The 26,451-nt window shown below is 59.1% G+C and carries 18 protein-coding genes; 12 read left to right on the top strand and 6 right to left on the bottom strand.

What is annotated here, in order from left to right:
* Nucleotides 1-43: 43 nt before the first annotated feature.
* The 7 genes from mexE to QMK55_RS26645 all read left to right on the top strand — a co-directional run bounded on the left by mexE (nt 44) and on the right by QMK55_RS26645 (nt 11,665).
* Nucleotides 44-1,297, top strand: coding sequence for a multidrug efflux RND transporter periplasmic adaptor subunit MexE (gene mexE / locus QMK55_RS26675; RefSeq protein WP_102356164.1), 1,254 nt, complete (start codon nt 44-46; stop codon nt 1,295-1,297).
* Nucleotides 1,298-1,312: 15 nt separating this feature from the next.
* A complete protein-coding gene (locus QMK55_RS26670) occupies nt 1,313-4,504 on the top strand; it encodes an efflux RND transporter permease subunit (protein ID WP_102356163.1) in 3,192 nt (1,063 codons plus the stop codon).
* Nucleotides 4,501-5,922 carry an efflux transporter outer membrane subunit gene (locus tag QMK55_RS26665; protein ID WP_102356162.1) on the top strand — a complete coding sequence of 474 codons (1,422 nt, stop codon included), beginning with the start codon at nt 4,501-4,503 and terminating at the stop codon, nt 5,920-5,922. Before QMK55_RS26670 ends, QMK55_RS26665 begins: the two co-directional genes overlap by 4 nt.
* Nucleotides 5,923-6,188: 266 nt before the next feature.
* The gene (locus tag QMK55_RS26660; protein WP_102356161.1) at nt 6,189-7,244 is read left to right on the top strand and encodes a tetratricopeptide repeat protein; all 1,056 of its coding nucleotides are present in this window, start codon (nt 6,189-6,191) and stop codon (nt 7,242-7,244) included.
* 140 nt (nt 7,245-7,384) lie between these two features.
* On the top strand, nt 7,385-8,887 hold the full coding sequence (locus QMK55_RS26655; protein WP_320328143.1) for an ATPase domain-containing protein: 1,503 nt from the start codon (nt 7,385-7,387) through the stop codon (nt 8,885-8,887).
* Nucleotides 8,884-10,554 carry an ATP-binding protein gene (locus QMK55_RS26650; RefSeq protein ID WP_102356159.1) on the top strand — a complete coding sequence of 557 codons (1,671 nt, stop codon included), beginning with the start codon at nt 8,884-8,886 and terminating at the stop codon, nt 10,552-10,554. Before QMK55_RS26655 ends, QMK55_RS26650 begins: the two co-directional genes overlap by 4 nt.
* A 199-nt stretch (nt 10,555-10,753) precedes the next feature.
* Nucleotides 10,754-11,665, top strand: a complete 912-nt coding sequence (locus QMK55_RS26645) for a halovibrin HvnA (RefSeq protein ID WP_320328142.1) — start codon at nt 10,754-10,756, stop codon at nt 11,663-11,665.
* An 82-nt stretch (nt 11,666-11,747) separates the two neighbouring features.
* Here the strand turns inward: QMK55_RS26645 and QMK55_RS26640 are convergent, their stop codons facing one another.
* The 5 genes from QMK55_RS26640 to QMK55_RS26620 are packed head-to-tail and all read right to left on the bottom strand — an operon-like array spanning nt 11,748 to nt 18,301.
* A complete protein-coding gene (locus QMK55_RS26640; RefSeq protein ID WP_102356158.1) occupies nt 11,748-12,125 on the bottom strand; it encodes a response regulator in 378 nt (125 codons plus the stop codon).
* A 44-nt stretch (nt 12,126-12,169) separates the two neighbouring features.
* The gene (locus QMK55_RS26635; RefSeq protein WP_102356157.1) at nt 12,170-13,384 is read right to left on the bottom strand and encodes a hybrid sensor histidine kinase/response regulator; all 1,215 of its coding nucleotides are present in this window, start codon (nt 13,382-13,384) and stop codon (nt 12,170-12,172) included.
* Entirely contained in the window at nt 13,378-13,971 is a 594-nt protein-coding gene (locus tag QMK55_RS26630; protein WP_102356156.1) for a chemotaxis protein CheB, read from the bottom strand. The genes QMK55_RS26635 and QMK55_RS26630 overlap by 7 nt, the downstream gene beginning before the upstream one ends.
* Nucleotides 13,968-14,801 (bottom strand): CheR family methyltransferase, encoded by an 834-nt coding sequence (locus QMK55_RS26625; protein ID WP_102356155.1) that lies wholly within the window; start codon nt 14,799-14,801, stop codon nt 13,968-13,970. Before QMK55_RS26625 ends, QMK55_RS26630 begins: the two co-directional genes overlap by 4 nt.
* The gene (locus tag QMK55_RS26620; RefSeq protein WP_320328141.1) at nt 14,801-18,301 is read right to left on the bottom strand and encodes a response regulator; all 3,501 of its coding nucleotides are present in this window, start codon (nt 18,299-18,301) and stop codon (nt 14,801-14,803) included. Before QMK55_RS26620 ends, QMK55_RS26625 begins: the two co-directional genes overlap by 1 nt.
* Nucleotides 18,302-18,563: 262 nt before the next feature.
* Here QMK55_RS26620 and QMK55_RS26615 point away from each other — a divergent pair, with 262 nt between their 5' ends.
* Nucleotides 18,564-18,926, top strand: coding sequence for a response regulator (locus QMK55_RS26615; protein ID WP_320328140.1), 363 nt, complete (start codon nt 18,564-18,566; stop codon nt 18,924-18,926).
* A 48-nt stretch (nt 18,927-18,974) separates the two neighbouring features.
* On the opposite strand, the gene QMK55_RS26610 is transcribed toward QMK55_RS26615, so the two are convergent.
* On the bottom strand, nt 18,975-21,197 hold the full coding sequence (locus QMK55_RS26610; RefSeq protein ID WP_320328139.1) for a hypothetical protein: 2,223 nt from the start codon (nt 21,195-21,197) through the stop codon (nt 18,975-18,977).
* 277 nt (nt 21,198-21,474) lie between these two features.
* Here QMK55_RS26610 and QMK55_RS26605 point away from each other — a divergent pair, with 277 nt between their 5' ends.
* The 4 genes from QMK55_RS26605 (at nt 21,475) to QMK55_RS26590 (ending at nt 26,399) form a co-directional block, all read left to right on the top strand.
* The gene (locus QMK55_RS26605; protein ID WP_320328138.1) at nt 21,475-22,767 is read left to right on the top strand and encodes a glycosyltransferase; all 1,293 of its coding nucleotides are present in this window, start codon (nt 21,475-21,477) and stop codon (nt 22,765-22,767) included.
* A gap of 147 nt (nt 22,768-22,914) precedes the next feature.
* Entirely contained in the window at nt 22,915-23,784 is an 870-nt protein-coding gene (locus QMK55_RS26600) for a phospholipase (protein ID WP_320328137.1), read from the top strand.
* A 67-nt stretch (nt 23,785-23,851) separates the two neighbouring features.
* Complete coding sequence (locus QMK55_RS26595) at nt 23,852-24,757, top strand: AraC family transcriptional regulator (RefSeq protein WP_102356149.1); 906 nt, start codon at nt 23,852-23,854, stop codon at nt 24,755-24,757.
* Nucleotides 24,758-25,088: 331 nt separating this feature from the next.
* A complete protein-coding gene (locus QMK55_RS26590; RefSeq protein ID WP_102356148.1) occupies nt 25,089-26,399 on the top strand; it encodes an ABC transporter substrate-binding protein in 1,311 nt (436 codons plus the stop codon).
* Nucleotides 26,400-26,451 lie beyond the last annotated feature (52 nt).

The raw sequence follows: 26,451 nt of genomic DNA, 5'->3' as shown, positions 1-26,451 counted from the left end.
CGAGCATCATCCGCCCATCTTCAATACATTGGCGGATGATTCCATGGAACAGTCACTCAAACATTTGCGCTTCCCCTTGGCCATGTTGGCCGTACTGGTGATGAGCGCTTGCGGCAAGACTCCGGAGACTGCCGCCACCATGCCCGCTGCCAAAGTCAGCGTGGCCAAGGTGCTGGAACAACCGGTCAACGAGTGGGACGAATTCACCGGGCGCCTCGAAGCACCGGAAACCGTTGAAATCCGTCCACGGGTCTCCGGCCAGATCGACGAGGTGGCTTTCACCGAAGGCGCGCTGGTCAAGAAAGGTGACCTGCTGTTCCAGATCGATCCACGCCCATTCCAGGCTGAGGTGCGCCGCCTCGAAGCGCTGGTCGCCCAGTCTCGTGCCAACGCCACTCGCAGTGAAAACGAAGCCGGACGCGGTGAACGCCTGCGAGCCAGCAACGCCATCTCTGCCGAACTGGCCGACTCGCGCACCAGCGCTGCACAGGAAGCCCGCGCCGCCGTCGGTGCCCTGCAAGCGCAACTGGATCTGGCCAAGCTGAACCTGAGCTTCACCCGCGTCACCGCGCCGATCAGCGGTCGCGTCAGCCGTGCCGAGATCACCGCCGGCAACCTGGTGACCGCCGACACCACGCCGCTGACCAGCGTGGTTTCTACCGACAAGGTTTACGCCTACTTCGATGCTGACGAGCGCGTATTCCTCAAATACACCCAGCTCGCCCGTAACGGTCAGCGTGGCGCCACTACCCCGGTGTACATGGGCCTGTCCAACGAAGACGGCAACCCGCACCTGGGTCAGATGAACTTCGTCGACAACCAGGTCAACCCGAAAACCGGCACCATCCGTGGTCGCGCCGTGTTCGACAACAGCGATGGCACCTACACCCCGGGTCTGTACGCACGACTGAAACTGGTCGGCAGCGGCACTTACAACGCCATGCTCATCAACGACGAAGCGGTCGGTACCGATCTGGGCAAGAAGTTCGTGCTGGTGATGGATGCGGACAACAAGACCGTCTACCGCGCCGTCGAACTGGGGCCGAAGATCGAAGGCCTGCGCATCGTCCGTACCGGTCTGAACAAGGACGACACGATCATCGTCAAGGGCCTGCAGCGGGTACGTCCAGGTTCGCCGGTGACTCCTGAAGTGATCCCGATGGCCAGCGAACAAACCATCGCGGCACTCGCTCAACAACGTCAAGCGCTGGAAGCCAGCAACCTGCCCAAAGTCGCCCCTGCCAAAGGCGCGTCCGGTGCGGTTGTGAAGCTGGCTGCTACGACCCCACGCGGTTAAGGGACGACAACTCCGATGAATTTTTCCCAATTCTTCATTTCACGGCCGATCTTCGCAGCGGTACTTTCGCTGTTGATCCTGATCGCCGGTGCGATCTCGCTGTTCCAGCTACCGATCAGCGAATACCCGGAAGTCGTGCCACCGACCGTGGTGGTACGTGCGAACTTCCCGGGCGCCAACCCAAAAGTCATCGGTGAAACCGTGGCCGCTCCACTGGAGCAGGCCATCACCGGCGTCGAGAACATGCTGTACATGTCCTCGCAGTCCACCGCTGACGGCAAGATCACCCTGACCATCACCTTCGCTCTGGGCACTGACCTGGACAACGCGCAGGTACAGGTGCAGAACCGGGTGACCCGTACCGAGCCGAAACTTCCAGAAGAAGTGACGCGCATCGGTATCACCGTCGACAAGGCTTCGCCCGACCTGACCATGGTTGTGCACTTGACCTCGCCGGACAAACGCTACGACATGCTCTACCTGTCCAACTACGCGATCCTCAACATCAAGGATGAGCTGGCGCGTCTGGGTGGTGTCGGTGACGTGCAGCTGTTCGGTATGGGCGACTACTCGTTGCGGGTCTGGCTCGATCCGAACAAGACCGCTTCGCGCAACCTGACTGCCACCGATGTGGTGACGGCGATTCGTGAGCAGAACCGTCAGGTCGCTGCCGGTCAGCTCGGAGCGCCCCCTGCCCCGAATGCCCAGAGCTTCCAGCTGTCGGTCAACACGCAGGGCCGTCTGGTCTCTGAAGAAGAATTCGAGAACATCATCATTCGCGCAGGCGACAACGGTGAAATCACTCGTCTCAAGGACATCGCTCGCGTCGAACTGGGTTCCAGCCAGTACGCCCTGCGTTCGTTGCTGAACAATCAGCCGGCGGTAGCGATCCCGATCTTCCAGCGTCCAGGTTCCAACGCCATCCAGATCTCGAACGAAGTTCGCGGCAAGATGGAAGAGCTGAAGAAAGGCTTCCCGCAAGGCATGGACTACAGCATCGTCTATGACCCGACGATTTTCGTGCGCGGCTCGATCGAGGCGGTGGTTCACACCCTCTTCGAAGCGCTGATCCTCGTGGTGCTGGTGGTGATCCTGTTCCTGCAGACCTGGCGTGCCTCGATCATTCCGTTGGTGGCGGTGCCGGTATCGTTGATCGGTACGTTTGCAGTGATGCACCTGTTCGGCTTCTCGCTCAACGCGCTGTCGCTGTTCGGCCTGGTACTGGCGATCGGTATTGTGGTGGACGACGCCATCGTGGTGGTGGAGAACGTCGAGCGGAACATCGAGCTGGGCTTGAACCCGGTCGAAGCAACCAAGCGAGCGATGCGTGAAGTGACCGGCCCGATCATCGCGACGGCCCTGGTGCTGTGTGCGGTGTTCGTACCGGCGGCGTTCATTTCCGGCCTCACCGGGCAGTTCTACAAACAGTTCGCACTGACCATCGCCATCTCGACCGTGATCTCTGCGTTCAACTCGCTGACCCTGTCGCCAGCGCTGGCCGCCGTACTGCTCAAGAGCCACGACGCGCCGAAAGACCGCTTCTCCAAAGTGCTGGACAAGATCTTTGGCGGCTGGCTGTTCCGTCCGTTCAACCGTTTCTTTGACAAGGCCAGCCACGGCTATGTCGGTACTGTGCGCCGTGTTATCCGTGGCAGCGGCATTGCCCTGTTCCTGTATGCAGGCCTGATGGTGCTGACGTTCTTCGGTTTCTCCAGCACCCCGACCGGTTTCGTACCGGGCCAGGACAAGCAATACCTGGTGGCCTTCGCGCAACTGCCGGACGCCGCGAGCCTGGATCGCACCGAAGACGTGATCAAGCGCATGTCCGACCTGGCGCTGAAACAGCCAGGCGTGGAAAGCGCCGTAGCGTTCCCGGGCCTGTCGATCAACGGCTTCACCAACAGCCCGAACGCCGGCATCGTGTTCGTCACCCTGAAACCGTTCGACGAACGTAAAGACCCGAGCATGTCCGCCGGTGCAATCGCCGGGGCCCTGAACGGCCAGTACGCGAACATTCAGGAAGCGTACATGGCGATCTTCCCGCCTCCGCCGGTACAAGGTCTGGGCACCATTGGTGGTTTCCGCCTGCAAATCGAAGACCGGGGCAACCTGGGCTACGACGAGCTGTATAAAGAGACGATGAACATCATCACCAAGAGCCACAGCGTTCCTGAGCTCGCGGGTCTGTTCACCAGCTACACGGTAAACGTGCCACAGGTCGATGCCGCCATCGATCGCGAGAAAGCCAAGACCCACGGCGTGGCCGTCAGCGATATCTTCGACACCCTGCAGATCTACCTGGGTTCGCTGTATGCCAACGACTTCAACCGCTTCGGGCGCACCTATCAGGTCAACGTTCAGGCTGAGCAACAGTTCCGCCTCGAATCCGACCAGATCGGCCAGCTGAAAGTGCGCAACAACAAGGGCGAAATGATCCCGCTGGCGACCTTCATCAAGGTCAGCGACACCTCGGGTCCGGATCGCGTGATGCACTACAACGGCTTCATCACCGCTGAAATCAACGGTGCTGCGGCTCCCGGCTACAGCTCCGGCCAGGCCGAAAAAGCCATCGAGAAACTGCTCAAGGATGAACTTCCGAACGGCATGACCTACGAGTGGACCGACCTGACCTACCAGCAGATTCTGTCCGGCAACACTGCGCTGTTCGTGTTCCCGCTCTGCGTACTGCTGGCGTTCCTGGTGCTCGCCGCACAATACGAAAGCTGGAGCCTGCCACTGGCGGTGATCCTGATCGTACCGATGACCCTGCTGTCGGCGATCACCGGGGTGATCATCTCCGGCGGCGACAACAACATCTTCACCCAGATCGGCTTGATCGTACTGGTGGGCCTGGCCTGCAAGAACGCGATTCTGATCGTCGAATTCGCCAAGGATAAACAGCTGGAAGGCCTCGATCCGCTGGCTGCGGTACTGGAAGCTTGCCGTCTGCGTCTGCGGCCGATCCTGATGACCTCCTTCGCGTTCATCATGGGTGTGGTGCCACTGGTGTTCTCCAGCGGTGCCGGTGCCGAGATGCGTCACGCCATGGGTGTAGCGGTGTTCTCCGGGATGCTCGGGGTGACCTTCTTCGGTCTGTTGCTGACGCCAGTGTTCTATGTGCTGATTCGTAATTTTGTCGAACGCGGCGAAGCCCGCAAAGCGGCCAAAGCGCACAATCTTCAACAGCCACTGGAGGCGCAACAATGAGTCTGAAAGTCTTCCTGCCGAGTCTGCTGGTGCTGGCGCTGAGCGCCTGCGCCGTCGGCCCTGACTACAAGACCCCAGCCACGGAGGCGGCCAATATCACGACCGCCACCGACGGCGCTGCCGGGCAAAAGAACTTCGACCGTTCGAAATTCGAAGGCATCTGGTGGCAGCAATTCGACGATCCGACCCTGAACCAGTTGGTGACCCAATCGCTGCAAGGCAACCGGCAACTGCGCGTGGCGTTCGCTCGCTGGAAAGCCGCCCGGGCGATCCGCGACGACGTCAGCAACGATGCGATGCCAACCATCACCAGCCGCGCCAGCAGTGATCTGGCCAAGGGACAAATCCCTGGCCAGACCACCAAACGGGTCAACAGCGAACGCTATGACCTGGGGCTGGACATGGCCTGGGAAATCGATCTGTTTGGCCGCATCCAACGCAACCTGGAAGCCAGCGACGCCGACCAGCAAGCGGCCGAAGCCGACCTGTACCAACTGCAAGTCACCATGATTGCCGAACTGGTGGACGCCTACGGTCAACTGCGTGGCGCGCAACTGCGCGAGAAGATCGCGGTGGCCAACCTGGAAAACCAGCAGGAGTCGCGCAAGATCACCATCAGCCTGCGTGACGCTGGCGTCGGCGATCAACTCGACGTCGAACGTGCCGATGCGCGTCTGGCCTCGGTTGAAGCCAGCGTCCCGCAACTGCAGGCCGAACAGGTTCGGCAGAAGAACCGTATCGCCACCCTGCTGGGTGAGCGTGCGGACAAACTCACCGTCGATCTGAGCCCGAAAGACTTGCCGGCGATTGCCAAGGCCTTGCCGATCGGTGATCCGGGCGAACTGCTGCAACGGCGTCCGGACATCCTCAGCGCCGAACGCAAACTGGCGTCGGCCACCGCGCGGATCGGCGTGGCCAAGGCCGACCTGTTCCCTCGGGTCAGCCTCAGCGGTTTCCTCGGCTGGACGGCCGGGCGTGGTTCGCAGATCGGTTCCTCGGCGGCCAACGCCTGGGCACTCGGCCCGAGCATCACTTGGGCGGCGTTCGATCTTGGCAGCGTGCGTGCCCGTTTGCGCGGCGCCGATGCCGATGCCGAAGGCGCACTGGCGACCTACGAGCAACAAGTGTTGCTGGCCCTGGAAGAATCGGAAAACGCCTTCAGTGATTACGGCAAGCGTCAGCAACGTCTGATCTCGCTGATCCGTCAGAGTGAATCGAGCCGCAAGGCTGCCGATCTGGCGGAAATCCGCTACCGCGAAGGCACCACTGACTTCCTCGTGCTGCTCGACGCTCAGCGCGAACGCCTGAACGCCGAAGACAGCCAGGCCCAGGCCGAAGTCGATCTGTATCGCGGCATCGTCGCGATCTACAAGGCCTTGGGTGGTGGCTGGCAGCCAGAAACGGTCGCCAGCAAGTAAGCGTTTTTCAAGAGCTCCTTTGGTTGGCCGCAACCAACCAATTTTTTGCCCCGTGTATCATTCGGTCGCGGGGCTTTTTTGTGCCTGCCCCTGCAGGAGTGAGCCTGCTCGCGATGGCGCCGGATCAGCCAACTTGCAGGGGAACTGGCATAGCGCATTCGCGAGCAGGCTCGCTCCTACAATTGATCGGCTTGCGAATTTGACTCAACGGCCAAGCTGACCGAAGCTTGCCCCTCTGCTAAAGAACACCCGTTCACGGAAATCGCATGCCTCAGTCCCGCCGCTACCTGCTCATCAGCCTTGGCCTCGTGCTGCTCATCGTCGTTGCCTGGTTCTCCCTGCGTTCCACCGCCCCGGTGGTGCCCGAGGCGATCAAACGCGGCTACAGCGAAGCCCTCACGGCGGCCCGTTCCGGTCAGCCGGGGGCGGCGCGGCAGTTGTATCAACAGCTGGGGCGCCCGGATCTGTCGGTCAAGCGCAGTGTCTGGCTGCTGGCCGAGCTGCCCAACTACCCAAGCCCGCAGGCCCTGAAACTGGCCGACGCGCATCTGCAGAATGAAGCGCCCGAGGTGCGCCTGGCAGCGATTCAGAGCGTGGTGGGACTGGTGCCCGGCGGACAACGCAGTCTGTTGCTCGGGCCGATGCTGGAGGATGAAGATCAAACCGTGCGTTTTGCCGCGATCAACGCTCTGCTGGGTCTGACGCCGGATGAGCTCGGTCTGTATTTCGCCCCGCTGCAGCAAGCAATCGATGGCTGGGAGCAGGTGCTCACCGGCCAACCGGAAAGCGCCGCCACCTACGCGCAACTGGCGCGCCTGTATCTGCACAACGCTGAACTCAAACAGGCCCAGCAAGCGCTCGACAACACGCTGCGTCTGGAGCCGGGAAACCTTCAGGCGCTGGTGATGCAGATCGATGTCCTCGACCGTCAGGGCCAGAGCGACGCTGCTCGCCAATTGCTTGCCAAACAACTGCAGAGCCAACCCGATTCCGCCTACCTGCAGCACGCACTGGGTCTGTGGCTGTTGCACCACGGCCAGCGCGAGTTCGCCCTGCTCGGCTTGTCCAAAGCGGTCGAACTCGAGCCGGACAACAAGGACTACCGCTACGACCTGGCGACCACCCTGCACACGGCCGAAGAACTGGAAGCGGCACAAAAGCAGTTGCAGGAAGTCGTGCAGCGCCACCCCGCCGACCGCAAGGCCCGGGTGTTGCTGATCAATTACTGGAAGGAAAGCGGCCAGTTGCAGAACGTGCAGATTCTGCTGGCGCAACTGGAGCAGATGAACCCTGACGACCCGGTCTTGCAACAAGGGCTTTGAGCCTCAGCAGTTTTCATCAATGACATTTTGATATCGAAACCTCGGAACCGTCATGACCCGCAGCGGTCAAGTAATCAGGTAGTGCACAACGGCTTGTACAGCCTGCTGCCTCGATTCCCCTAGTCATGAGAGGGCATTCTTTGTCTACGTCCAACGAGTTGATCAGTGCAAAAGCCGCCACCGGCATTGCCGGCCTGGATGACATCCTGGCCGGCGGTCTGTCCCGAGGCCACGTGTTTTTGCTCGAGGGTGAACCCGGTACAGGCAAAACCACCGTCGCGTTGCATTTCCTGTTGGCTGGCGCGCGCGCCGGTGAACGCTGTCTGTACATCACGCTGTCGGAAACCGAGCGTGAGCTGCGCCAGGGCGCACTGTCCCACGGCTGGGAGCTGAACGAAAACATTGAAATCTTCGAGCTGACGCCGCCGGAAAGTCTGCTCAACGCCGAGCATCAGCAAAGCCTGCTGTACTCCTCCGACCTTGAGCTGGGCGAAGCCACCAAGCAGATTTTCGAAGTGGTCGAGCGCTTCAAGCCGACCCGCGTGGTGCTCGACAGCCTGTCGGAGATTCGCCTGCTGGCGCAAAGCTCGCTGCGTTACCGTCGACAGATTCTGGCGATCAAGCATTACTTCGTACGTTACCACGCCACGATCCTGCTGCTTGATGACCTGACCGCCGAGTCCCTCGACAAGACCGTGCACAGCGTGGCCCACGGGGTCATCCGCCTCGAAGAACTGACCCCCAACTATGGTGCCGAGCGCAGACGCATCCGGGTGATCAAGTATCGCGGCCAGAAATATCGCGGCGGCTTCCACGACTTCACCATCATGGGCGATGGCATCCATGTCTTCCCTCGACTGGTGGCCGCCGAACATCGCGGCGACTATCCGCGTTTGCAACTGACCAGCAATATCAGGGAGTTGGATGCGTTGCTCGGCGGTGGTATCGAAACCGGCTCCAGCACGCTGATCCTCGGCCCGGCGGGTACGGGCAAATCGCTGATCTCTATGATCTTCGCCGCCGCCGCAGTCTCTCGTGGCGAAAAAGCCGCATTGTTTATCTTCGATGAAGAGCTGGGCCTGCTGTTCGAGCGCATGAAAAACATCGGCATCGACCTCAAGGCCCTGCAAGCCACCGGCAACCTGCTGATCGAGCAAGTGGACGCTGCCGAGCTGTCCCCTGGCGAGTTCTCCCACCGGGTAAGACGCTGCGTCGACGACAGCGACATCAAAACCGTGGTGATCGACAGTATCAACGGCTATCAGGCCGCGATGCCGGAAGAGAACGCGTTGGTGCTGCACATGCACGAGTTGCTGCTGTATCTGAACCGCAAAGGCGCGGCGACCTTCATGACCGTCGCCCAGCATGGTCTGGTGGGCGACATGCAGGCGCCGGTCGATATCACTTATCTGGCCGACACGGTGATTCTGTTGCGTTACTTCGAAGCCATCGGCAAGGTCCGCCGGGCCATTTCCATCATCAAGAAACGTACCGGCAGTCACGAGTCGACAATCCGTGAATACCGCATTTCAACCCAGGGCATGACCATCGGTGAACCGCTGGAAGCCTTCCAGGGCGTGCTGCGCGGCGTTCCGACCTATCTCGGCGCGAGCAATCCGCTGCTGCGGGAAGAAGCCTTGTGACAGTCACCGTGCCGCTGTCGGAACGGGCGCTGATTCTGGCGCCCATGGGTCGTGACAGCCAGGTGGCCCTGATGATCCTCAATGAAGCCGGATTTGGTGGAATGATCGCCACTGATCTGGGGGCGTTGTGTGCCGAGCTGGAGCCCGGTGCCGGACTCCTGCTGATTGCCGCGGAAGCCCTGCGCGGACCGGAACTGGAAAGGCTGTTGCTGTATCTGGAGCAACAGCCGGCCTGGTCGGATTTGCCGATCATCCTGCTGACCCACCACGGAGGCCCGGAACAAGGCCCCTCCTCGCGCCTGAGCAAATTGCTGGGCAACGTCACCTTCCTTGAGCGCCCGTTTCATCCGGCAACCCTGATCAGCCTGGTCTCCACGGCTTTGCGCGGGCGACGACGACAGTACGAGGCGCGTGACCGCCTGATCGATCTGAGTGAAAGCGAACGCCGCCTGCAATCGACCCTGGAAACCCTTGAGCAACAGGTCGAGGAACGTACTGCACAACTTCGGCACAACGAAGAGGCACTGCGCCAGTCGCAGAAAATGGAAGCGGTCGGCCAGCTCACCGGTGGCATCGCCCACGACTTCAACAACATGCTGACCGGGATCATCGGCAGCCTCGAACTGCTGCGCCGGCGGCTGGCGCGCGGCCGCACCGATGACCTCGACAGCCTGATCGATCTGGGCGTGACTTCGGCCAACCGTGCTGCCGGCCTGACCCACCGTTTGCTGGCCTTTTCCCGCCGGCAATCGCTGGACTCCAAAGCCGTGCAGATGAACACGCTAGTGCTGTCGATGGGCGAGTTGCTGCAACGCAGCCTGAACGAAAGCATCCAGTTGGACATGCGCCTGAACGACAATCTGTGGGTGGCCGAAGCCGACCCCAATCAACTGGAAAGCGCCCTGCTCAACCTGGTGCTCAATGCCCGCGATGCCATGCCCGATGGCGGCAAACTGGTGGTCGAGACTACTAATCAGGTGCTTGCCCGAGACTTCACCGAGGCCTATACCAACCTCGAACCCGGCGATTACGTGATGCTGAGCGTCACCGATAACGGCAGCGGCATGCCGCAGAGCGTGATCAACCGCGCGTTCGATCCGTTTTTCACCACCAAGCCGATCGGCCAGGGCACCGGACTGGGCTTGTCGATGATTTATGGCTTCAGCAAACAGTCCCGAGGTCACGTCTCGATCGACAGCGAAATCGATCAGGGCACCACGGTCAAACTGTACTTGCCGCGTTTTCGTGGTGAAGAACTGGAGCATCCGGTTTCCGATACCCAGCAGGCCCCGGAAGCGCTGGACGGCGAAACCGTGCTGATCGTCGAAGACGATCCCGCCGTGCGCGTACTGGTCAGCGCAGTGCTCAGTGAGTTGGGTTATGCGTTTGTCGAGGCCAGCGATGCCGACGGCGCGGTGCCGATTCTCAACTCGGCGCAGCGCATCGACCTGCTGATCAGTGACGTCGGCCTGCCCGGCATGAACGGCCGGCAACTGGCGGAAATCGGCCGGCAGTACCGACCTGGGCTGAAGGTGTTGTTCATCACCGGTTACGCGGAGCACGCAGCGGTACGCGGTGGCTTTCTCGACCCGGGGATGCAGATGATCACCAAGCCATTCACCTTCGACCTGTTGACCGCCAAGGTCCGCGAGATGATCCGAGGCTGACGCCCGAACATGGCAGAACAACTGAAGTTCATCAGCGGCCAACTGCTCAGCATAGGCCGCTTTTTCATGGTTGAAACCTGTCAACTCTGACAGCTATCCATCTGCAGTCACCCTTGCTTGAATCGCTGAGAAAGGTGCTCCGTCCTTATCAAGGGAAGCCGTGCCTGGTTGGCACGTGAGCGAAACAAAGGAAGGCACGATGAACAGAAATCTTGCACTGATATTGATGCTGGCACTGTCGTTGGCGGGGTGCTTGCCCCCCGAACAGGCACAGGTCAAAACCGACAGCGGGATCAGCGTCGCGAGTGCGACATCCAGTACGGCACAAACTGGCCCGCAGGTCGCCGCGAACCTGACGGCGCAGTACAACGATGTGCGGGTCAATTGTGGCTCAGCTTCGATGCCGGCATTTCTCTGTCGCGGGATCATGCTGCGCTCAACCGTTCCTTCCACGGCTTACAAGGCCTGGAACCCCAGCCCTCATTCTCAAACCAGTGGCGGTGTGTCCTTTTCATTCTTGAGCAAAGACGCCAAGTTCACGGGACTCGTGTTCGGTCAGAAGAATGGCTTTATTTTTTTCCCGGTGCTATCACGCCCCACCGGCACACGGCAAATTGAAGTGCTTTGCTCCTATCCACTTGATGGCGCCACGCAATTGAGAATTGCGCCCGGTTGTGGCGCGCATCCCTATTCACCTGATCGCAGTCGACGCTGCCAGACCATTGGCATAACCACAGCCGAAGGCTGGCTAGCCAATCGTCAGGCGAATAGCTGGAATATTTGCAGTTTCGACGTACGCGACTCCATGAACCATCTGGGCGCGGACTCTTTTTACCAGACCATTCGTGCTCATCAGCTGGGCGGCTTTTTTGCCGGTCAACATGACTATATTGAGCTGATTCTGGCGACCTGGCCGCAAAACATTCCGAAAGAGCTGCCGATTCAGGCGTTCTTTTATCTGGATGGAGGATTGGCCGGGGCGCAGTTTGACCAAAACGATTTTTTCAATTCGACGGGCGGCAAGGTTGTGCCGATTATCAAGATTAACCTGCCACGCGCCGCCAACGCCGATGCGCAGTTCATATATAACCAGGCAGACCAGGTCAAATAACGGTTCGGAAACAATTTGCTGCAGCTGCCAGAAGGATGAAAGGAGTCACTGGATGTGCGTCGACATTGCGCCGACGCACGCTTCAGGCCAGCAATTCCTGAATCTTCTCCTGCAGCACGTCCAGATCGAACGGCTTTTCCAGGATCGGCGCCTTGAGCGTGATCGGGCTGCCGGTCTCGCGGATTTCCTGCGGATAGCCGCTGATGAAAATCACCTTCAGATCCGGACGCAACTTGACCGCCGGTTCAGCGATCTGCACGCCGGAGATCCCGCCCGGCAGACGGAAATCGGTGATCAACATGTCCAGATGCGGCTTGCTCGCGAGAATCTCGAACGCCTGCTCGCCGTTTTCGGCCTGCAACACGCGATACCCCTGCCCTGACAAATAATCGGTCAGGACCATCAAGATAACCGGTTCGTCCTCGACGACGAGTACTACATCTTGTGCATCTACGCTCATGGGAAGCCTTTGTTCGGTCAATAGCTGCTGATACGACCGTGCGGTCACTCAGAGGTTGCGTCGGATGTGCCGTTTTCCTGGATTGGCAGACAAACGCGAAACAGGGCGCCTTCGTTGATTTGACTCTCGACGACGATGGAACCGCCATGGGCGGCGACGATCTGCTCGGAAATGAACAGACCCAGTCCGAGACCAGCCACTACCGTCTTGGCGGAGACCCGTTCGAACTGCTGAAAAATACGTTTCTGGTTCTCTTCACTGATGCCGATGCCACGGTCCTGAACCTCGACCCGCGCTTCGTCGCCCTCACGATACACGCGCACCTGAATCGGGCTGCGACCACCATAACGCAAGGCGTTGGTCAGCAGATTGGACACCACCTGCTCGATGCGGAACTCATCCCAATGCCCCTCCACCGGCTCTGGCGCGGTGAAGCTGACTTCAGTCTCGGCCGCTTCCATTTGCTGGGCAAAGTTCTGCAGCAGATTGCCCACCAGTTGCGACAGATCAAAACGATTGGGCCGGATCGACAGCTTGCCGGTGCGAATCCGCGAGACGTCGAGCATGTCTTCGATCAGACGGATCAGGCTTTTGATCTGGCGCTCATCGCGGTCGACCATCGCGTGCATCTTGTCGAGGGTAAACGCGGCGGCGTTGTCCCGCGCCAGGTGCATCTTGCGCAACTGGGTTTCGAGTATCAGGCCATTGAGCGGCGTGCGCACTTCGTGGGCGACGATTGACATGAAGTCATCGCGCATCCGCACCGCCTGCTCCAGCTCAAGCTGTGTGCTCTGCAGTTGTTGCAGCAGCGCTTCCTGCTCGCGACGGGCCTGCTCCAGAGCTTCGACCTGTTGCTTCATGGCCTTGCTCTGGCGGTACAGGTCGACGAACACATTGACCTTGCTCTTCACCGCGTGGATGTCCAGCGGCTTGTGCAGGAAGTCCACCGCCCCGCTCTCGTAGCCCTTGAACGCGTAGTTCAGTTCACGGCCGGCGGCGCTGACGAAAATGATCGGGATGTTCTTGGTTTTCTCGGTGCCGCGCATCAACTCGGCAAGTTCGAAGCCGTTCATCCCCGGCATCTGCACGTCGAGGATGGCCATGGCGAACTCGTGTTGCAGCAACAGTGACAGTGCTTCGTCCGCCGACAGCGCCTTGTAGACGGTGCGGTCTTCGCGTTTGATCAGTGCTTCGAGAGCCAGCAGATTCTCCGGCAGATCGTCGACGATCAGCAATTTGGCCTGGATATTACTCAGCATGCGATTCGTTCCAGCTCGACAAGCAGACGGCCGATGCCGTTAATGGTTAGGACATGATCCGGCTGCTGTACCTTAAGTGCAGCCAGTGGCATGGTGGCGACTTGCGCCTCTTCGGGGTCCTGGACGATGGTCAAACCACCGCAGCGTTTGACTTGCGCCAACCCGCGCGCGCCATCGTGGTTCGCGCCGGTAAGCAGTACAGCGGCCAGTGATTCCCCGTAGGCGTCAGCTGCCGATTCAAACAGGTAGTCGATCGAAGGCCGGGAATAATGCACGCGCTCTTCAAGGCTCAGTGAAAGGCTGCGATCCTGCTCCACCGACAGGTGGTAACCCGGTGTCGCGAAATACAGGTTGCCGGCCACAATGTCCTGTTTGTCGACAGCCTCGTGCACCGGCATTTCCACGCGCCGGGCGAAGACCTCGGCCAATTGACTGCGGCGCTCTTCGGGCAGGTGCAGGACAACAATGATCGGCAACACATAGCCTCGGCGCAGCGGCCCGAGCAGGCTCAACAGCGCCTCAACGCCACCAGCGGAAGCCCCGACCACAATCGCCTCGACGCGAGGTAAATCCACGGCCTCGTTCATGTTTTGCGGTAGATCCGTTCTTGTTTCACCAGCGGCTCGAACTGGTTTGCATAACTGGAAAAATCCAGCGTCTCTTTGCTGCCAAGCACCAGAAAGCCGCGATGGCAAAGCGATTCATGGAACAGACCGAACGCGCGGTCCTGCAGCTTCTTGTTGAAGTAAATCAGCACATTGCGGCAGGAAATCAGCTGCGTTTCGGAGAACACGCTGTCAGTCGCCAGACTGTGGTCGGCAAAGGTCACGTTCTCACACAGGCTCTTGTCGAAAATCGCGTAGCCGTACGCAGCCGTGTAGTAATCGGCGAAGGAGCGCTGGCCGCCGGCCTGCTGGTAATTGGCCGTATAGGCGCGCACGTTTTCCATCGAGAAAATCCCTTGCTTGGCCTTGTCCAGCGAGCGCGGGTTGATGTCGGTGGCGTAGATGATGGTGCGTTCGAGCAGGCCTTCTTCGCGCAGCAGGATCGCCATCGAATAGACTTCCTCGCCCGTGCTGCACCCGGCGATCCAGATCTTCAGCGACGGATAGGTGCGCAGCAGCGGCACCACTTCCTTGCGGATCGCCAGAAAGTGCGACGGATCGCGAAACATCTCGCTGACCGGGATCGTCAGCAACTGCAGCAACTGCATGAACGCGGTCGGGTCATGCAGGACTTTTTCCTGCAACGCCGAAATGGTCGCGCATTCGAACTGACTCAAGGCGTGCTGCACCCGGCGCTTGATCGAAGCGCCCGAGTAATCGCGAAAATCGTAGCTGTACTTGAGGTAGATAGCCTCGATCAGCAACCGCAGTTCGATTTCGCTGTTGCGCTCCACGGAATGACTGCTTTCCACTAAATGCGTTCCATCTTCGGTAACCACACACGAATCAACGAGAACAGGCGATCCAGATCGATGGGCTTGGCCAGGTAATCGTTGGCGCCCGCCTGCAGGCAGCGCTCCTGATCGTCCTTCATGGCCTTGGCCGTCACCGCGATGATCGGCAGCTTGCGCCAGCGCGGATCCTTGCGGATTTCAAGGGTGGCTTCAAAACCATCCATTTCCGGCATCATCACGTCCATCAGCACCAGATCGATGTCCTCGACTTCATTCAACCTGTCAATCGCCTCACGACCATTACGGCCGATCACCACGACGGCGCCCTTGTGCTCCAGCGCGCTGGTCAGGGCGAAGATGTTGCGCACATCGTCGTCCACCAACAGCACCTTGCGACCTTCAAAAACCTTGTCGCGGCTGCGCGCGGTCTTGAGCATCTTCTGCCGTTCATGGGACAACTGCGATTCGACTTTGTGCAGAAAAAGTGTCACCTCATCGAGCAGGCGTTCCGGCGAACGGGCGCCCTTGATGATGATCGAGCGCGAATACTTGCGCAGCTCGGCTTCTTCATCGCGGGTCAGGTTGCGCCCGGTGTAGACGATGACCGGCGGGAACGAGCAGATATCCTCGGTGGACATACGCTTGAGCAGATCGTTGCCAAGCATGTCCGGTAATTTCAGGTCGATCACCATGCAGTCGTAAATCGTCGTGCGCAGCTTCTCCAGCGCCTCCTGCGCCAGGCCGACCGCGGTAATTTCGATGTCGTCGTCACCGATCAGGCGGGCAATGCTTTCGCGTTGCAGATCGTCATCTTCGACCAGCAGCACGCGCTTGACCTTCTGGGTCAGCTTGGCTTCCAGACGGGCGAATACATCCTTCAGTTCTTCGCGAGTGGTCGGCTTGACCGCATACCCGATGGCACCCATGTGCATGGCTGCCTCGACACGATCTTCAACGGAAATCACGTGCACCGGGATGTGCCGGGTTTCGGCGTGTTCTTTCAAACGTTGCAACACGGTCAGCCCGGAATGATCCGGCAGGCGCATGTCGAGCAGTATCGCGTCCGGCACGAACTCGCGGGCCAGGTCATAACCTTCATCCGCGCCATGGGCGACCAGACACTGGTAACCCAACTCATGGGCCAAGTCATAAAGGATGTGAGCGAAATTCGGTTCGTCTTCCACCACCAGGATGCAGCGGGTGGCGAACGGGGCCTTGCCACGGTCATCGGCAAAGCGCGGGATGTGCACCGGGACCGTTGGCGACACTGCGATCGATGGCGGCGCAACCGGGGCCGGCGCCGAAACCGGCGGCGGCGTAAAGGTCAACGGTGTGCGCAGCGCATCACCCTGTTCACTGTATTGCTGCGGCAACACCAGCGTGAACACGCTGCCCTGCCCCGGCGTGCTGCTGACACTGATCGAGCCGCCGAGCAAGGCCGCCAGATCCCGCGAGATCGACAGGCCCAGGCCGGTACCGCCGTACTTGCGGTTGGTGGTGCCGTCGGCCTGACGGAACGCTTCGAAGATGCTTTCCTGCTGATCCGTCGCGATGCCGATGCCCGAGTCGCGCACAATGAAAGCGATCTGCTCGTTCGGCTGAGCGCTGATGGTCAGGCTGACCGTACCTTTCTCGGTGAACTTCACGGCGTTGGACAGCAGGTTCTTGATCACCTGCTCCAGACGTTGGCGATCAGTGAACAGCATGGCCGGTGCACCCGGTTGCAGATCGACGCTGAACGTGAGTTGCTTGTCCGCCGCCAGCGGTTCGAACACGCTGCGCAGCCCGTCCGCCAGGCGCGCGACGCTGGTGTTTTCCGGGATCACTTCGAGCTTGCCGGCCTCGACTTTGGAAATGTCGAGAATGTCGTTGATCAGGTTCAGCAGGTCGTTGCCGGCGGAATAGATCGACTCGGCGAACTTGACCTGCTCGGCACTCAAATTGTCGTGCTGGTTCTCCGCCAGCAACTTGGCAAGGATCAGCGAACTGTTCAACGGCGTGCGCAGTTCGTGGGACATGTTGGCGAGGAATTCGGACTTGTACTTGCTCGAACGCTGCAGTTCTTCGGCGCGCTCTTCGAGTTGTACCTGAACCTGATTGAGCTCGGTGTTCTTCAGGTCCATGGCGTCGCGCTGCTCGGCCAGGGTCTGCGCCTGCTCGGCCAGTTGCTCGTTGGTCTGTTCCAGCTCGACCTGTTGGGTTTCCAGATGCGCCTGGGACTCCTTGAGAATCCGCGACTGCTCTTCCAGTTCTTCGTTGGCAGTCTTGAGCTCTTCCTGCTGCACCTGCAGCTCTTCGTTGAGCTGCTGGGTTTCGGCCAGCACTTCTTGCAGGCGCTGGCGATAACGCGCCGCTTCGATCGAAGTACCGATATTGCCGGCAATCAGTTCGAGCAATTCAACATCGCGCTGAGTCAGCGGACGCAAGAAGCCCAGTTCGATCACGCCGTTGACCCGGTCGTCATCACTGGTCGGCACCACCAGCACGCTGCGCGGCAGGCCTTCACCCAGACCGGAGCTGACCTTGAAGTAGTCCGACGGCACTGAATCGAGGCGAATCAGGCGTCCTTCTTGGGCCACCTGACCGACAATGCCTTCGCCACTGTAGATCGACTGATTCTGCTCTTCCTGCTCGCGGGAGAATCCGTAGGACGCCACCCGCTTGAGGCCGCCGTGCTCTTCGCGCACATACAGCGCTGCCACCGCGGTGCCCAGGTACTGTGCGCAGAACTGCAAGATGTTGCGCCCCAGCAGATTGAGCGTCAGTTGCCCCAGCACCTGCTCGGCCAATTCGGTCTGACCGCTGCGCATCCATGCCTGACGCTCCAGACGCTCGGCGCTGGCTTGCTGCGCGGCCAGGGTGGCGCTGTAGCTTTCAGACAGACTGACCAGATCACGCCGGCCGACATACGCCAGCAAACCACTGATGCCGGCAATGAACAGCAGATACAGGGTGATGCTCCAGATCGTGGTGCGGCGCACGTCTTCGTTGCGCGTGGCGCGCAACTGCTGCTCCATGTCGATCACGTCTTCGTACTGTTTACGAATTTCATCGGTCAGGCGCTTGCCTCGGCCGGCCTTGACCGCAGCCTTGTAGTCGCCGCTGGAGCGCTGCAGATCGATCATCGATTGCGCATAGTTGCTCCACTCGGTCTGCAACGCCTGCAAACGCCGCAAGCGGTCGGTCTGCACCGGGTTGTCGGCGGTCAGTTCGAGCAACGTGTCGAGCGCCACGTTGATCCGCGGCTTGGCGGTCTCGTACGGGTCGAGAAAGTGCTCGTCGCCACTGAGCAGGAAGCCGCGCATGCCGGTTTCCAGATCCACGGTGAGTTTCACCGCCTCGTTGGCGTTATTGATCACCCGGTCAGTGTGCTCCACCCACTGGATCACCGACAGTAGATAGCTGATCAGCGAGACGAAGAACACCGCACTGATAGCACCAACACCCAGCGGCAGGCCGATGTTACGGGTCAGGAGCTTGCGGAAGCGGCGTTCATCAACCGAGGACGGAGAGGACATGGGGCAGCCTTGTCAAACTGTTGAAACCGGGGAGTTTGCCCCAAAACAGCGTTATGGATCCATTTTTCTCACTGCTTTGGCGGCAATTTCCTACATTTGCTGCGCTTGCCGATCCACCAACAGTTATCCTTGCCGCGCCGATTGCAGCTAATCTTTTTTGCATCCATCGGGGAACTTGTGGCCATGCGCCACTTACTCATGCAAGAGCCCGGCATTTTCGACCGGCCGAGACCCCCGCATTCCTTTCTTGAGAGCCTTCACTATGTCCATCCCAGCGCCCACCATCCTAGTAGTTGAAGACGACAACATCGTGCGCATGCTCATCGTCGATGTGCTGGAGGAGCTGGAGTTCAATGTGCTGGAGGCAAACGACAGCGAGCCGGCACTGGCGATTCTCGCAGACTCGAGCAAGTCAATCGATTTGATGATGACCGACTTCGGCCTGCCAGGCATGGACGGTCGTGAACTGGCCGGCAAAGCCCGGGAACTGCGCCCCGCCCTGCCCATCCTGTTCGCCAGCGGTTACGCTGAAAACATCGACGTACCCGCGGACATGCACGTGATCGGCAAACCGTTTTCGATCGATCAACTGCGTGACAAGGTCAAGAGCATCCTGGGCAAGTAATCGCGGACGATGCCTGGGGGCAAACCGATTGCCCCCAGGCATCGTTGTTTACTCGGCCCCGGCTTCATTGCCGTAAGCCAGACCCTCGGTGGGAATCATTTGATCAGCACCACCGCCGACCTTTTTTGCAACATCCCGGCCGAATCCGTTACTGACGCCGTCATGACTCGCCTGGATGGCCAATCGCAGCGCCTGTGGATTGGGGATGAATTTACCCGCACTGTCGTAGGCCCCAAGGATCAGTCGAGGGGAAATATCGACGGCATAGTTGATTTCCAGCGGTGGCAATATCTTCAGCCCGGAGTTGGGCCGAAACGCCAGCTCGGTGTTGGCATACAAGTGAAACCCTTCCAGTTGCCGGGCGTCGATGAAGTATGTGTGGCCGCCCTTGGCGCCACCGTAGATAAAGGCTCCAGCACCATCCTTCTTGTAAAATGCCGACGTTGAAATGCCGGCACCGTCCGGTGCCAACGCATCGTGCGCGCCGCCGTAGCCACCCTTGAAGCCGTTGACCTGATTGAGGTCCGTGATAGGCGTGCGCTGGCGAAAACCTTCCTTGAATATAATCGATGGATCCCGGGTGTCTCCGCGAAAGGTGAATCCCTGATACACAACCCCCTTCTGGGGCCCGGCATGATGCACAATCTGGGTTTCATTGACGATCAGTTGCGCGACACTCGGCCCTCCCGCCAGCTCCTGCAGTTGACCGGCGACCACCGCTCCTTTCGCTACATCGGGTATCTCCTTGCCAACCGTACTCGCCAGGTGACGCGAAAGAGTCCCGCCCGGCCGACGCAACAACGAGGGCCTGTTCGCTTGGCTCAGGGTATTGAGAATTCGCTGGCTCAAGCGTTTTTTCGCCGCAGCCGATAACGTTTTTCCGATCAATCTCTCGCCGACAGGACCCGCCAGTTCAGCCAGTACGCCTATCGCGGCAGTGATGCGCAAACGGTCGGTTTCGGCGGGATCGTCGGCAATTTCCGCACGGATCAGATCGGTTGACGCCGCTCCGAGTCCCACCAGCAGGGATACCAGAACTTTCACCGAGGTTGAGGCCAGCACACCGCTGCCTCCCCAAGGCATCGAAGCAGCCAATGCCAGACATTGCAGGACGTGCCCCGCAGCCTCGAGCGCCAGGTCGGTTATACGCTCCTCCGATGTCGACACCAGGGTATCGATATCCGCCCACGCGCGCACGACCTGAAACTCATACAGGCTGCGACCGATATTGCTGCTGGGCTTGAACACCAGCTCCCGATAATGCGGTCGAGTCGCAAACAATGGCATTTCCATGCCGCGATATTTGAAGTCCCTGACATGCGCCTGTTGTTGCGCGCGAAGCGATACCCGCTTGAGCAGTAACGTCTGCAGTTGGGCATTGCTTTCGAGAAACGCCCCCCGTGCCTCATGTCCGGCCGGGAAAACCATGGCCTGCCTGTCCTCGCCCAGAAAGAACAGAATGCCTTTGGCCAGGTTGTCGGGCCCGATGAAAACCGCGTTATCGACTGGCAGACTCGGGTCACTGTGCAAAAGCAGAGTGCGCGGCGTCAGGGTGCCTTTCAAAAATGCAAAAGCTATTTGCCGATCATCGACAGACTGTTTCTCGTCCTTGATAAATTCGACCACCAGTTTTATCAGTTCCGTTCGCTTCAGATAGTTGCCGAACACCCGTGCGCCGTCAGGTAAAAGGTTGTCCCTCACGTACTGCTTGAAATCGTCCTGGTAGTTGGCATCCACAAAGGCCTCGATCAATGCCTTGGGATAGAACGAAGGCCAGAGAATTTTCTTGTAGCCATGTTCCTTCAGCACTACCAGATGGTGATCGGTGCAGATCTCCGCCAGCGTGAAGTTTTTCTGACGCCACTTGGCCGGTGGTCTCTCGGGTTTCAGCGAATCGCTGCGGTTGACCGCATCATGTTCCAGATACTTGACCGCAATGATTGCGTCATAGGTGATCTGGGCCAGCGCCTTGGGTTCAGTGACCAGCGCACGTGCCGTATCTTCGATGCGGGTGCGGATAAAATAGGCCGGGTGAAAACTGGCAGGATCCATCAACGCGGCACAATGAATGGCAATTTTGTCACCAAGTTCCTTGATATTCACCGAATCGATGAAGTCTTCCGCATTTTGTCCGGCGGGCAACTCTGTGAGCGCCTCCACGCGTGGTTCGTTCGAGTTGCCTTGTGTTCCCCAGGGATCCAGCAGCGCCAATAAGCCGCAGTTCTCAGGTGCTGCGGCACCCAGATCAAAAATATCTGCATTCATTTTCATAAGTTGACTTTCCGGTACGAGGCCAGGCATTGATGCCGACTTGAGTTAATTGAGCCACATACAACATACCGAGCTAAAAACAAAAATTAAAAAAAGTTAAGTTAGTAAACTTTTCCAATGTTTCGACAATAATGAAATTTCGAAAAAAACGCTTTCCGCGTTACATGACAAGGTCAAACCCGCAAGTCGGTAAACTTCCCGCCCTGTAAAAACCTGACTCAGATGTGGTCTAATTGCGCCGCGTTTTTACCCGCCTGCCTGCAAGGAACATCCGTCAATGCCCGCATCTCCCGCCACCAAAGTTCTGGTCATCGGTTACGTCTGGCCCGAACCGCGTTCTTCAGCGGCCAGCGGGCATGTCATGCAGATTCTCGAAACGTTCCTGCAACAAGGCTGGGACATCACCTTCAGCAGCCCCGCCGGTCCCGGCGAACACAAGGCTGACCTGGCCGAACTGGGCATCTGCGAAGTACCGATAGAACTCAACAGCAGCAGCTTCGACGCTTTCGTCAGTGAACTGGCCCCGGATATCGTCTTGTTCGACCAGTTCATGATGGAAGAACAGTTCGGCTGGCGCGTCGAGAAACATTGCCCGAATGCCCTGCGGGTACTGGAGACATCCGACCTGCAAAGCCTGCGACACGCCCGTCACCAGCGGCTCAAGGAGCGCTTGAAGCACGATCCGGACAATCAGGACTTCACGGCGCTGTTCACCCCGGCGCTACGTGAAGAATTCGAGTTGATGGCCGACACCGACCTGGCCAAGCGGGAAATCGCTGCGCTGTATCGCTGCGACTTGAATCTGATGATTTCCGAAGTGGAAATCCAGTTGCTGGTCGAGCAGTTCCGGGTCCCCCGCGATCTGCTGCACTGGTGCCCGCTGATGCTCGAACCACCGCGCGGGAACTTTGTGCCATTCGAGGACCGGGCGCACTTTCTGAGCATCGGCAATTTCCGCCACGCGCCGAACTGGGACGCCGTACTGTGGATGAAGACGGCTGTCTGGCCGCTCATCCGCCAGCAATTGCCCGGTGCCCAACTGCATGTCTACGGCGCTTACACGCCCCCCAAGGCCACGGCGTTGCACAATGCGGCGCAGGGCTTTCACGTGATGAACTGGGCCGAAGACGCGCTGCAAGTGATGTCGCAAGCCCGGGTGTGCCTGGCGCCCTTGCGTTTCGGCGCAGGGATCAAGGGCAAAATCGTCGATGCCATGCTCTGTGGCACCCCCAACGTCACGACTCCCATCGGCGCAGAAGGCATGTGCGGCGCACTGCCATGGCCCGGTGACGTGGCACTGTCAGCCCAGGCGCTGGCCGATGCGGCAGTCAAACTGCACGAAGACAAGTTGCGCTGGACGGGTGCGCAACAGGCTGGCATCGATTTGTTGAACGAGCGGTATCGGCAGCGTATCCATGGGCCGGCATTGATCGAACGTTTGCAGGATTGCCGCGACAACTTGTCAGCGCTGCGGCGCAACAACTTTACTGGCGGCATGTTGCGCCATCATTTGCATAAAAGCACGCAGTACATGTCGCAATGGATCGAAGCGAAAAACCAGACAAGCTAATTATTTATAATTGCAAAAGTACATTACCAATACTTTGAAAAGAGTATTGTCTTGCACTTGTTTCCACTGCAACCAAGAATATTTTCGACCTGATCCCATTATTTAACTGATCAGCGAGAACTCAACTTATCTGCAACGGAATGCACCATGAATAACTACCCTTACAAAAACTGGATGAGCACTTCGCCCTACATTGAACAACTGACTCTCGGCGAACTGGTCTGGCCCGGAGCCCATAATTCCGGGCTGGATCACGATTTCTCCTATCCGGCCTACCTGCAGCCCGCCACTAACTGGTTTGTCTGCCAGGATGGTCCTTTCATTCAGCAACTCAGCGAAGGCATCCGTGCTTTCGACTTGCGCCTGCACTCGGATGAACATTGGCTGGGGGTAAAAAAATTCCATACATTCCATGGCTATAAACTGTTCCGCGGGCGCTCGCTCAGTGAACTTCTAAAAAGCCTGGAAGTATTCCTCAATGACAATCGGGACGAGTTCATTGTGTTGGACTTTCATGAGCTCAAGGGGGTCAACGACGAGCCATTTGATTACAAGGGTTTCCATGAAGTGATCATGACTGAACTGGCGCCGCGACTCATTCCCCAAGACAACCGCCACCTGACACTTGAGCAACTTAAACGAACCAGTGCGTTACAGCGAGTGGTGCTGGCAAGTGATTGGCATCCCCAGTTCAATTCACCGCTGTACTGGCCGAAGATCCGCCATGAATGGAGCGGCTCGGACATCACCTCTACCGAGCAACTGCAGCAACACATTTCGCGAACGCTGGCCAACCCACCGGCAACCGGCAACCTCTGGTCGCTGTCGGCCACCAGCTACGGCGAGTTGGCCGGCGTCAAGCGCATCACCAACGAACTCAATCAATGGTTTGGTCCGGAATCGGGATGGGCGCCGAAGTGCAGCATTATCAATGCCGACTTCGTCGGTGCCACTCGGCTGGCCGACTATTGCCAGCAGATCAACCACGCCAAAGGACTGAGGAAAGCCCGCGGCTGAGGCGCTGGAACTGTCGATGGCGGGCGTGCATGATGAGCATCTGACATAACGACAGAACGCATCGGACATGACTCGGGCAACCAGAATCACGGACCCCTCCTACGAGTTGATGGACGACCATAACGGGTTGTCCATCATCTACCGTCAGCACGGTTTCCCCTGCCCGTTGGTGCGCTGGCATTTCCACAAGGAATACGAACTGCACCTGATTGTTGCCAGTTCCGGCAAGGTGTTCATCGGCGACTACATCGGCAACTTCTATCCGCAATCGCTGTTCCTCACCGGCCCCAATCTGCCGCACAACTGGATCAGCCAGGTGGGCGAAGACGAGGTGGTGGAAAAGCGCGACATGCTGGTGAACTTCACTGACGAGTTGTTCGACAGCGGACATCAGGTGTTCGCCGAGCTCAAGACTCTGGCGCCATTGCTGGAGCGCGCGCAGTACGGCATCGAGTTTCGAGACAAAGACACAATCCATCAGGCCATGACCCTGATGCAACGAATTGCCGACACTCGCGGCATCACCCGGCTCGGACACTTTTTCATCCTGATGGAATTGCTGGCGGCAACTGACGATTATCAACTGCTGTCCGGCGCCACCAACACGCAACTGGCCGACGAGCACAACATCGACCGCACCAACCGCGCCGTCGATTTCATCTTCACCCATTACGCCCGGGAACTGACGCTGGAAGAAGTCGCCGAGCATCTGGGGATGACGCCGACCTATTTCAGCCGCGTGTTCAAACAGGCCACTGGGCGTAACTTCATCGAGTTCGTCAATCGCCTGCGCATCAGCAAATCCTGCGAACTGCTCGCCGACGGCAACAAACCGGTGACCGACGTGTGTTTCGAGTCGGGGTTCAACAACATCTCCAATTTCAATCGACGCTTTCTGCAACTCAAGGGCATGACGCCGTCGCACTATCGACGCCTGGCGGTACAACGCCTGACCGAGCAGAACCACAACTGACAACAGCCCCCCTGTAGGAGTGAGCCTGCTCGCGAAGGCGGAGGATCAGTTGACAAATATGTCGCTGACACACCGTATTCGCGAGCAGGCTCACTCCTACAGTCTTGGATGAAACCTGTACACATTCGCCAACCTTTCCCCGCTGAAAAGCCCTTCCCTGCGTTTATCCCGACAATCCACAGTGCAAAAAAGTATTGTTTTTAGTGCGACGGATGATTTGTCAGTCTGTCGATTGAGGGCTGTAATCAGCACACATTCTTCCTGCATTCGGAAGACACAAAAACAATAACTGTCCTTCTGCCACCCGCCGGGTGCAGAAAAGGAGTGCACGATGCAACCCATTGCAAAAGCTCTGCTTGCCCTCACCTGCATGACCCTCAGCAGCGTCAGCCTTGGCGCCCAGACCCTGACCATCGCCACCGTCAACAACAGCGACATGATCCGCATGCAAAAGCTCTCGAAAACCTTCGAGACCGAGCATCCGGACATCAAGCTCAATTGGGTGGTGCTGGAAGAAAACGTCCTGCGCCAGCGCCTGACCACCGACATCGCCACCCAGGGTGGTCAGTTCGACGTATTGACCATCGGCATGTACGAAGCGGCACTCTGGGGTGCCAAGGGCTGGCTGGAACCGATGAAGGATCTGCCGGCCAGTTACGCCCTCGACGATGTGTTCCCGTCGGTACGCGAAGGCCTGTCGGTCAAAGGCTCGCTGTACGCCCTGCCGTTTTACGCCGAAAGCTCGATCACCTACTACCGCACCGACCTGTTCAAGGATGCCGGGCTGACCATGCCCGAGCGCCCGACCTGGGAGCAGATCGCCGGCTTCGCCGAGAAGCTCACCAACAAAGATAAAGAGCAGTACGGCATCTGCCTGCGCGGCAAGGCCGGTTGGGGCGAGAACATGGCGCTGATCACCACCGTGGCCAACGCCTATGGCGCGCGTTGGTTCGATGAGAAATGGCAGCCGGAATTCAACGGTCCCGAGTGGAAGAACGCGCTGAACTTTTATGTCGACACCATGAAAAAATCCGGCCCGCCGGGCGCCTCCAGCAACGGCTTCAACGAGAACCTGGCGCTGTTCAACAGCGGCAAATGCGCGATCTGGGTCGACGCCAGCGTCGCCGGCTCGTTCGTGACCGACAAGACTCAGAGCAAGGTCGCCGATCACGTCGGCTTCACCTTCGCGCCGCATCAGGTCACCGATAAAGGTTCGGCATGGCTTTACTCGTGGGCATTGGCGATTCCGACCAGTTCCAAGGCCAAGGACGCCGCGAAAGCATTCAGCGCCTGGGCCACGTCCAAAGAGTACGGCGAACTGGTGGCCAAGACTGACGGCATTGCCAATGTGCCGCCGGGCACCCGCGCCTCGACCTACAGCGACGCCTACATGGCGGCCGCGCCGTTCGCCAAGGTCACGCTGGAGTCGCTCAAGGCCGCTGACCCGAGCAAACCGACGCTGAAACCAGTGCCCTACATCGGCATTCAACTGGTGACCATCCCTGAGTTCCAGGGCGTGGGTACTCAGGTCGGCAAGCTGTTCTCGGCGGCACTGATCGGCCAGACCACGGTCGATCAAGCCCTGGCCGCCGCACAGCAAACCACCGAACGCGAGATGAAGCGCGCCGGTTATCCCAAGTAACCCGCAAAGCTCGCTCCTGCCTTCTGTGGGAACGGGCTTGCTCGCGAAGGCG

It is taken from the genome of Pseudomonas sp. P8_229 (assembly GCF_034008635.1).
Classification (GTDB): domain Bacteria; phylum Pseudomonadota; class Gammaproteobacteria; order Pseudomonadales; family Pseudomonadaceae; genus Aquipseudomonas.
This window is presented reverse-complemented; position numbering and strand designations above follow the sequence as displayed.